General features: G+C 47.0%; 9 protein-coding genes and 1 pseudogene. 5 read left to right on the top strand and 5 right to left on the bottom strand.

The window, feature by feature from the left end:
• Positions 1-218: 218 nt before the first annotated feature.
• A pseudogene (locus IQ257_RS27770) lies at positions 219-410 on the bottom strand (aquaporin); the annotation flags it as partial.
• Between the two features lie 410 nt (positions 411-820).
• Here IQ257_RS27770 and IQ257_RS27765 point away from each other — a divergent pair.
• Positions 821-1,306, top strand: a complete 486-nt coding sequence (locus IQ257_RS27765) for a CYTH domain-containing protein (protein WP_193881262.1) — start codon at positions 821-823, stop codon at positions 1,304-1,306.
• Between the two features lie 64 nt (positions 1,307-1,370).
• Here the strand turns inward: IQ257_RS27765 and IQ257_RS27760 are convergent, their stop codons facing one another.
• Complete coding sequence (locus IQ257_RS27760) at positions 1,371-3,335, bottom strand: GAF domain-containing sensor histidine kinase (RefSeq protein ID WP_228061096.1); 1,965 nt, start codon at positions 3,333-3,335, stop codon at positions 1,371-1,373.
• Positions 3,336-3,482: 147 nt separating this feature from the next.
• On the opposite strand from IQ257_RS27760, the gene IQ257_RS27755 reads away from it, so the two are divergent.
• Complete coding sequence (locus tag IQ257_RS27755) at positions 3,483-3,620, top strand: hypothetical protein (protein WP_193881244.1); 138 nt, start codon at positions 3,483-3,485, stop codon at positions 3,618-3,620.
• A gap of 184 nt (positions 3,621-3,804) precedes the next feature.
• Here IQ257_RS27755 and IQ257_RS27750 read toward each other — a convergent pair whose 3' ends face one another.
• Entirely contained in the window at positions 3,805-4,674 is an 870-nt protein-coding gene (locus IQ257_RS27750) for a hypothetical protein (RefSeq protein WP_193881247.1), read from the bottom strand.
• 242 nt (positions 4,675-4,916) lie between these two features.
• Between IQ257_RS27750 and IQ257_RS27745 the strand changes: the two genes are divergently transcribed.
• Positions 4,917-5,258, top strand: coding sequence for an NAD(P)H-quinone oxidoreductase subunit M (locus IQ257_RS27745; RefSeq protein ID WP_193881249.1), 342 nt, complete (start codon positions 4,917-4,919; stop codon positions 5,256-5,258).
• Between the two features lie 9 nt (positions 5,259-5,267).
• On the opposite strand, the gene IQ257_RS27740 is transcribed toward IQ257_RS27745, so the two are convergent.
• A complete protein-coding gene (locus IQ257_RS27740) occupies positions 5,268-5,540 on the bottom strand; it encodes a hypothetical protein (protein WP_193881252.1) in 273 nt (90 codons plus the stop codon).
• 157 nt (positions 5,541-5,697) lie between these two features.
• Positions 5,698-5,949, bottom strand: a complete 252-nt coding sequence (locus IQ257_RS27735; protein WP_228061095.1) for a hypothetical protein — start codon at positions 5,947-5,949, stop codon at positions 5,698-5,700.
• A 184-nt stretch (positions 5,950-6,133) separates the two neighbouring features.
• Between IQ257_RS27735 and IQ257_RS27730 the strand changes: the two genes are divergently transcribed.
• Positions 6,134-6,397 (top strand): DUF6737 family protein, encoded by a 264-nt coding sequence (locus IQ257_RS27730; RefSeq protein ID WP_193881256.1) that lies wholly within the window; start codon positions 6,134-6,136, stop codon positions 6,395-6,397.
• Positions 6,398-6,721: 324 nt separating this feature from the next.
• Positions 6,722-9,151 carry a protein phosphatase 2C domain-containing protein gene (locus tag IQ257_RS27725; protein ID WP_193881259.1) on the top strand — a complete coding sequence of 810 codons (2,430 nt, stop codon included), beginning with the start codon at positions 6,722-6,724 and terminating at the stop codon, positions 9,149-9,151.
• Positions 9,152-9,246 lie beyond the last annotated feature (95 nt).

The following is a 9,246-nucleotide window of genomic DNA, read 5'->3' as shown; positions in this document are numbered from 1 at the left end:
TCCAGACTGTTCGCATAGGTATTGGAGTATTGCCTTGGTTTCCTTGTCTGGATGCAACAACATTTGTTGTACACCCATTTGCTTTTTTGCTTTAGCCATATTCGACTACCTTGGCTTGTTGCTGTAGCTATTCTAGTCTACAATAAAGACGCAGAGTTTCCCGCATCGGAGGTACTCTGATGAAAGTTAACACAAATTCAGCCATGAACGCAGCTACTAGCGAATAGCCACGTTAAACCAAACGCTAGAGAAACACCAACCAAGCCGATACCGAGTGGAAAGGCAATACCCGAGTCTACTGTTGCTGCATCTGCTGTAAAGGTTGCTGCTAGCACTGCACTGCCACAACCTCCAAATACAAGCCAAAAAGTACCGATAAACTCTGCTAAATACCGCTTACTCATTGACATTTTTCACCTCTTTTTAACTATCAGTTGCCCATTCAATAAGGAGCTGGGCGTTGGCAAAATTGATTTCTTTGAAACACAAGGGTGATTTTACCTCTTTTTTCGATATCATTTTGTTTTATTTTTGTTAACCTCCTTAAGGTAGAGTTTCTTTAATTTCAGCCTCTGTCGGCAAGCCGTACTTCTACAAGTTTTGCGTTGTTATACGAGTTCTCAACAAATAGACATCTCCAGAAATTACATTTCAGCTTAAACAGCACCAGGGTTTCAGCTTGCTTGGTACCCAGTCAGCACCCCTGATTCTCTTGACACCTGCTGTAGAAGCACGTCTAGGTGTTGGCAGTTAAACTTATGAATAATGCATTATGGTTTCAACTCCCATTTCGTCATTCATCTTTGTAAAAATTCTGACCATGGCAACTGAAATCGAACGTAAATTTTTAGTGAAAGGCGAACAATGGCGTGACTTTGCTACTGAGGGGAAGGTTTACCGCCAAGGTTACATTCCGACAGAAAACAACACTACAGTGAGGGTGAGATTGGTGGGAGAGCAAGGTTATCTCACCCTCAAAGGACCGAGGATCGGTGTTTCTAGATCTGAATACGAGTATTCCATTCCCGCACAAGATGCACGAGAAATGCTGGATAATTTTTGCCAACGCCCGTTAATTGAGAAAACCCGCTACAAAATTGCATTAAGGGGGTTGCTTTGGGAAGTCGATGAATTTGTGGGTGAAAATGAAGGATTGATTTTGGCTGAAGTTGAACTGACGGACGAAAATCAAGCTATTGAATTACCGGATTGGATTGGTCAAGACGTTTCGGATGAATCCAGATATTACAATGCTAATTTGGTTCAATATCCGTATAATAAGTGGTCAAATAGGCATGAAAAATAAGCGACATTCCTTCTTTAAAAGCTATTATGAACTTCTGTCTCCTGTCTTCTAAATTCCGCCTCTTCTATCGGTAATTGCTCGGCTGTTTATCCCGCGTATAAAACTGAGGCAAGATGAGGGTAAATGAGATGGTATAGGATGAGGAATTCTTCAGGGGGTAACTAGAAACTTTAATCGTTCCGTTAAGATGATCGACTAAGCATTTGACCAAAGCCAAACCCAGTCCTGTACCTTGAACCGCTTGCTGAGTAACGCCTTGACCCCGTTGGAATTTATCAAAAATACGCTCAAGATCCGTCGGTAAAATTCTAGGACTAATATTGGTTAACGTTAAAACAATTTGATTAACGGGTTTTTGAACAGTGTGAGTGACCTTGAGGCGCACCGTTGTATTTACATCGGAATACTTACCAGCATTGGTCAAAAGTTCTAATAGGATGCGGTTTAGGCTATCGGGATCGGTATTAATAGTCAGTGAAGGGGTTGGGCAGTTTACTTCTAGAGTTAAGCCCTTACTTGCCCATTTCTCCTCAAAGGAGCGGGCTAACTTTTTGATTAACACTATTAGGTCAATCGTTTGGACTTGAAACTGCGATGGGTTAGATTCTAGTTGCTGTAGGCTCAGTAAATCGTTAATCAACTCGATTTCTTGGTTGCACTGCTCCTCTAGAATTTCCAGATACTTTTGGCGACGCTTGGTTGGTAGTTTGGGCTGACGCAGCATCCGAATTGCCAGACTCATCGCGGTTAGAGGTGTCCGCAGCTCATGATTCATTGTGCTGATAAATTCTTCCTTGAGCTGGTTCAATTCTTGGAGTTGCTTGACCTGCTGGCACGTTTTTTCGTATAACTTTGCCTGAACCGTTAGGCTTTGCTGCAATTGTGCCGTGCGGTCTTCGACAAGGGATTGTACTTGCCGCAGGGTTTGGTGATGGAGAATGGCGGCACTCAGTTGGGTACTAACCCAGGTAACTAATTCCAATTCATCATCATGCCAGGAGTGAGGTTGACGGTATTGCAGTACCAGAAATCCCAACACGGGAACTTGTCCCGGTTCATTGCTGGGGTGGGCTTCAACCAAGGGAACAATTGCCAAGGCAGCCATCATCGCTTGCTCGAAAATGGAGAGGTTTTGACTGGCGAGCTCCATTATTGGGGCAAATTGCCAATCAGCTATTGCTATGGGTTTGGGAGCATTTCTAAAAGCGTATTGGCACAAAACAGACTCTGAAAACCAGAACGACTGGTTTAGTAGGGAGGTAGCGCTCTCTTCGCTGGAGTTTTCTGCTATCCACTCACCAGCTACCGTTACCTGAGTGGGGGGTAGGAGTTGGGAAGCCTGGTGTTGAAACAAAGGGTTGCTGTAGTTTAAGAGAAGCAGCATTCCCCTATCGACCTGAAGCTCTCGAGCCGTAGCTGCGATCGCATTTTGCAAAATTTCATCCAGCTCTAGACCGCTACGCATCCCTTGACTCAACTGGTTGAGCAGGGTTTGGTGACGAGTGGCAGCTAACACCTGTCGAGATAGCTGGACTTGAGACATCGCTACTGCAACGGATTCGGCAACGACACTTAACAGGTTTTTCTCCCAACTCATCCAGTCGTGGGGTTCTTGTCGCCCCAACACAATCACCCCATTGACATCAGACTGAAATTGGGTGTGGATTTTTAACACAGCTCTAGCCGGTAATCCCTGCCAGCAACCGCCAAGGGCAGACCAGTAATCAGATGCCTGAACGTCTTGAATTGCCAATGGCTCTTTATCTGGGACATTAGTATTCAGCAGGGGATGTTGCCACAGTTGCCCTTGTTGTTCGGGCAGCAATGCTGGGGAATCGTGAGAACACCACAGCACCATCTGAGTTGTTGTTACAGGATTTCCAATTGCCCCAAGCAAACAAAAATCTACCTGAAATTGCTCTCCTAGAACCCTGGCAGTTCTCATCAGCAACGTTTGTGGATTTGGACTCGTGAGAATGATTTGAGTAATTTGTTGCCCGATTTGAGCAGACTCTGCCGGGTATTGCATGAGTGAACCCTTATGCTCCTGGCTAAAAACTGGTTCAACAGTTCCGGACAGACGTGAAGTCAAAGGATTTACCATTGGGGCGCTTGTTGCAAGAGTTGGGATAGGGAAAGTGTCAGTAACCTCACTGTCAGAATCTAGAAAACTGCAATGCCCGAACCCAAACCTAACCCACTCGTTCTGCACGCGCTCTTGCTGATTACTACTCATCGCCGTCAAATCCTAGCTGACTCTTGGGTAATGGCATTAGACGTTCTAGATATCGCCACTGACTTAGACCACTTGTAGAAAAAGAAATCCTGTTAGAGTGAGTGTTCCCAGTGTGACCCCTTTTCTACCAGAAAATTTGAGGGTTTTTGGTTTTTCTGTGTCTCTTTTTCAGACACGCTCTCAACACTACGCCCAAACATCAGCCCATCTCTCCTGAGTCCTTCTTTTTAGTTCGTTACAGATTAGCCTCAAAACCGACAAACTACTGGGATTGTTCCCGTATGGCTTGCTGTTGAGCAAGTTGGCTGTTTTGGCGATAAAGAAGTACTCGGTCTTTTGCCGTTTCGTAGCGAGGGTGTCCTGGCTTAATGGCTCCCATTAAATCGGAAGCTTTCTCCCACTGAGCCGCCAAATCCAACCACTGAGCCGCTGTTTGAGCAGTTTTACCCGCCGCATCCGCTTGGATTGCCAGTCGTACTGCCTCGGCAAAGGGATCGGAGGATGAAACTGACGCTGGTGTTGGAGAAGGGGCTGACTCTGGCTGGGATGTGGTTGTAGAATTTTGCACTTGCGATTGGGTACGAGCATTGAGTTGAGGAGCCAATCGCTCATAGAGCAACCACCCTGCTACTAGTACCAGCAAGCTAACACCAATACCACTGGCAAGACCCCGCCTAAACCGACTTCGCTCGCGCAGTTTGCGGGAGGGAACCTTCGGCAAAGCCGACTTGTTAGGTAGAGCTGGATCATTCTTAAATGCTTGTTGCAATTGCTTAAAGAGGTTGGGCTTGGTCAGAACAATTTCTTCTGACCAAAGAAGATTTTCTGGATTGCGGCTAATTTCTTCTAGCCAAAGCAGTTGTTGTTCGTGCACGATGCGACTGTTAATCTTCACGCGACGAATATTACGGGGAGCAATGGCTTCGAGAATTTGCTGGATTTTATTGACCACTACTGACCGTTCCAGTTGCTCTGCCATTGTTGCTTCGCATAATAATTGCAGCATACCATCGGCAAAAACGGCTCGGGTTCTAATCCGAGCATCTGCTAACTTGTGATTCAAGATTTGAATAATCGCCGCAACGCTACCCTGGCGAGCTTGTCTGGCGATGTCATCCATGGGATCTTGCATTTTTTCTTACGCCATCGAGTGATAGCTGTGCCTGACTCATTTAATTTACAAAAGTCAGGCGATAAAGTCAGCTCGTGGAACGAGGAAACCCGACCCTTTCCGAACCGAAGACTGTTGGTTAGGGAATGGGGCGGCTTTCTAAAAAGCCATCTCCGCCTGATGAGTGACTCTGAGAACCAAGGATGGTTTTACAAAGTTTTACAATAACATTTAAGTATGCCACAGCGAAGAGGAGGATTTTCGTGTTCCTAAAATCTACCACCCGTCACATTCACATCTATACGGCTGAGGTCAAAAATAACGAATTAGTCGAGAGTAAAAACGTTTTGACGCTGGATGTTGACCCCGATAACGAATTTATTTGGTATGAAGACGCCCTGCAAAAGGTTTATCGCCAGTTTGATGATCTGGTTGAAGCCTACAATGGGGAAGACCTAACAGAATACAACCTGCGCCGGATTGGTTCTGACCTAGAGCATTATATGCGATCGCTTTTGCAGAGCGGCGAAATTAGTTACAATCTCGAAAGTCGAGTACTCAACTACAGCATGGGGCTACCGCAAGTAGTACCTCAAGAAGGATAAGCTGATCAACTAGCGCCAAGTACGATTGCCTTCTTCATCCGTGCGTGCTTGGCGGATTACATCAGAAATTTCTTCTGCATCTTTGACGTGATGTAAAGCTTTTTCGTCACCATTCGGTTCTTCAACCGTAAAGTAGGTGGGAACCTCGATATGCTCTCCCGTTATGTCGGGGGCATCAACAGCAACTTGCTGAGACTTTTCTTCAACGGTTTGAGTCCCTGGCTTTATCTTATCGCCTGGATTGACTGCATCTGTGACATCTGGTCTTTCTGGCTTATTCATATAAAACTCCTCATTTTCTTAAGTCTTGCTATTTCTAGGTACATCTTAGAAAAACCAGCCCAGCGATCGCCTCTTTCTCTAGTGGGATTGAGAAAGAAGAGACAGAGTATTCTCGCACCTCAGACAGACGGGATAGTGACAAAAAGGAAATTCCCTCTCAAAACGGTTCCGATTGCTTGTTTTGCAGAAATTGCTTCAGTGCCCTGCGGCGATTTTCCAAAAATCGACTCCAAAAACCAGGCACAAGTCGATCCATCGTTTCCACCAACGCCCCAGTTTCCAGATTAATGGTCTTGTAGAGCAAAGCGTGAGAGTTCTCTAGTTGCCCAATTAGCCGCTCAATATCATCGCTTGCTAGCGATTTATCTGCCGTTGGGTCTTTAGACGTGTCAAAATTTAGCCTGGGCATGATAGTAAGCAAGAGAGGGGAAATCTGCCTAAAGGAAGGATAACTGGCTTGATGCACTATGTTAAAATAAGTTAATAGCCAAAATGGAGTCACTCGATTCCCGCCCTAGATGTTCCCCTAGACTAACGGGAGCAAATTCAAAGAAAAATTGAACCAGAACCAAATCCCTAAAGATTCTTCTTCATTGAAATCCCCTGCACAGAATTCTTTGAGTCCTTGGAATTATAAGCCCTGGTGGTGCCAACCGTGGTCAATCCTGTTGACGGGAGTTGCAATTATCACGGGTTGTTGGGTACTCACGAAAACGATCTGGATTACCCTTGTGGTTTCTATACCCATTATCGTTTGGTGGGCTTACTTTTTAGTACTCATGCCCTGGCTCATCAGGCTTAGTGTCACCCAGAAGGACGAGCAAACATCTATTCAAGATTCTGTTTCCCAACCCTAAACCCCAGTCCCAAATCTTACAGCTAATAGTCGGCTGTATCATATCACCAAGCCCCTATCCTACTTCTCCCCTGAACCCTTGGCTCAAGGGGAGCATCCCAAAGCAAGCAAATTTAAACAAGGGTGAGGAGACTATGTATCTAAATTCTCCCATCTTTGGCTGCCCCCGTTCTTTAGGCTAGAATCTACCCCCTGCTCAGACACAGAAGCTAGAATTTGTGATCGATAGGCTTGTTTTGGCAATTCAAGAAAGAACTCGCGCCCCAATTACGGCAGTGCGACTTGTAGCCAAATTACCACTCGCTGAATGTAGCAAAGAATTTTCATGGAAAATCCTGCGGCAACTCTCCACTGCCCCAACAACCGCTGTCAGGCTGCCAATCCCCAGAGCCACAAGTTCTGCCAGAACTGTCGCACGCCCCTACTCAGACGCTATTTGTGGGCAATCGGAGCGGGGATAAGCGCTTACAAACCGGGAGAAGCGATCGCTCACCGCTATATAGTGGTGGATTCTGGGGTTGTTTTAGATACTAAACCTGCCCTGCCACCCGACACGCCCCAGGAGATTCCACCCAACCTCTTACCTTATCTGAGACTTTTTCCCTATCGGTTACATCTGCCGCAAGTGTACGGGCGGCTGGTGGAACAACGCCAAGACTCAGAAATCTGGTTATTAGAAGACGTGCCGATTTTGGGAATGGAAGCAGGGGAGGCGCAAGGGCAGCTACGTCCAGAACTAAGCAGTACCTGGAAAAATGCCCCACCAATGCGCCAGCTAAACTGGTTGTGGCAGTTGGCAAATCTGTGGCAACCCTTAAGTAGCGAAGGGGTAGCGGCTAGCTTGCTAAAGCCCTCCCTGCTGCGAGTAGAAGGTTCCCTTGTCCGGCTACTGGAGTTGCAGGCTGATTCTCAAGCTGCCCCAACCTTACAACAGCTTGGTCAGCTATGGTTATCTCACCTAAGCATCGGCGTGTCACCTGCAATCGCACGGTTTTTCCAGCAACTGTGTACCCAACTTGTAGAGGAGCAAATCCAAACTTCAGAACAGCTAGTGGCGCTGCTAGATCAAGGACTCAAAACCTGTGGGGGAGGGCAAGATCGCACCTACCAGATTTTAACCCGTACCGATTCTGGACCCACTCGCCATCACAATGAAGATGCTTGCTATCCAACCAGCGGACAACTCATCGGTCCAGTAACGAATACCAGAGCTGTAGCAATCGTTTGTGATGGCATTGGCGGACATGAAGGCGGTGAGGTGGCGTCTCATGTGGCAATCGATACCTTGCAGCAGCAGATTGAGAATTTGTCAGTCAACCCAGAAAACTGGAATCCGACAGCCCTCACCCTAGAATTAGAAGAGGCAGCTTGTGCTGCCAATGATGCAATCAGCCAGCAAAATGACAGTGAACACCGTTCCGACCGGCAACGGATGGGAACAACACTGGTTATGGCTCAAACCCATGCCCACGAAATTTACATCACCCATGTCGGAGATAGTCGAGTTTACTGGATAACGCGCAACGGCTGTCACCAAGTCACTCAGGATGACGATTTAGCCTCCCGTGAAGTGCGATTGGGTTATGCTCTTTATCGGAATGCCGTGCAGCAGCCTACTTCGGGCTCTTTAGTACAAGCCTTGGGCATGGCACCCTCGGCAACGTTACATCCCACAACCCAGCGGTTTGTACTGGATGAAGACAGTGTTTTTCTACTCTGTTCCGATGGACTCAGTGACAATGACAGGGTAGAGCAGTACTGGCAAACAGAAATTCTACCCATTCTCGACAGTCAAGTTGACTTACCGACAGCAGGAGCGCGGCTGCTTGAGATTGGCAATCGCCAAAACGGTCATGATAACATCACAATTGCGCTGGTTTACTGCCAGGTAAACCCCTCGGGCAAAACTGAGCCAACAGAACTCTCACCGCCAAAACCTGAATCGTTACCTGCCAACCTTGCCTCAACAACGACAACTCCTGTAACCGCCGCTCCTTCCCGGATGAAAACGCGGCAACTGCCGACTACGGTTCCGACACGGCGTCCTTGGAGGCTACTCCTGGGTATTCTTGTTCTTTTGGTAGTGGGTGGAGGACTTGCCTACTTGTTGATTCCCCGCAGTTGGGTTGATCCAGTCATTGGTTTAGTTTCCAGTCAAGGGGAACAGCAAAACCCAAGCAGTGATAGCCGTGAGGCAACTCCTACTGCATCGCCGCCGGTGACTCCATCTCCAACCGACAGCCTAACACTGAGTCCGTCACAAACGGCTAATTTGGAAGCACAAGACCTGATTCGAGTCAACCGTTCAACGATTGACTATTCAGACGGTAGGGCTATTTCCCTGGTGCTGCGACTCGAAGCACCTTCTCAAAACCAATCACCCGTCAGGTTAGTTCCTGGAGGTAGCGTTTTACAAGTGATTGAGCGTTCACCCTATCAACGGCAGGATTGGTTAAAGTTGAAAATTTGCTCTCCGGGTACTGGTAACATTGAATCTCAACAACCCGATGAGTCGAAGGCGTCTCCTGAAACGGCTCAAAATCAAGTTGAACAAGCCTCAGAAGTCCCCCCATTTCAACAAATTTCCAGCTCTTATCCGTCGGTGCAAAAGGGACAGATTGGTTGGATTAAAGAAACTCATCTGCTACGGAGCCAAGACTCAACCTTTGAACCCAAACCGACCTATCTTAATGAGTGTAAGGCTATAGGTAGTTCTCCAACTCCAACTCCAACTTCAGTAGAGCAATCGCCTTGAAGTAGGGAGTAGGGAGTGGGACTGTACCTCATGTAAGTGAGAATCGCTATATCCTGTTATTAGGTATCGTAATCAATCTCTCAGCTCCCCAGCCC

The organism is Coleofasciculus sp. LEGE 07092 (assembly GCF_015207375.1).
Classification (GTDB): Bacteria; Cyanobacteriota; Cyanobacteriia; order Cyanobacteriales; family Coleofasciculaceae; genus LEGE-07092.
This window is presented reverse-complemented; position numbering and strand designations above follow the sequence as displayed.

Coding starts and splice junctions, on each gene's coding strand:
- IQ257_RS27765 (WP_193881262.1), top strand. CDS start 821: ATGGCAACTGAAATCGAACGTAAATTTTTAGTGAAAGGCGAACAATGG.
- IQ257_RS27760 (WP_228061096.1), bottom strand. CDS start 3,335: ATGCAATACCCGGCAGAGTCTGCTCAAATCGGGCAACAAATTACTCAA.
- IQ257_RS27755 (WP_193881244.1), top strand. CDS start 3,483: ATGCCCGAACCCAAACCTAACCCACTCGTTCTGCACGCGCTCTTGCTG.
- IQ257_RS27750 (WP_193881247.1), bottom strand. CDS start 4,674: ATGCAAGATCCCATGGATGACATCGCCAGACAAGCTCGCCAGGGTAGC.
- IQ257_RS27740 (WP_193881252.1), bottom strand. CDS start 5,540: ATGAATAAGCCAGAAAGACCAGATGTCACAGATGCAGTCAATCCAGGC.
- IQ257_RS27735 (WP_228061095.1), bottom strand. CDS start 5,949: ATGCCCAGGCTAAATTTTGACACGTCTAAAGACCCAACGGCAGATAAA.
- IQ257_RS27725 (WP_193881259.1), top strand. CDS start 6,722: ATGGAAAATCCTGCGGCAACTCTCCACTGCCCCAACAACCGCTGTCAG.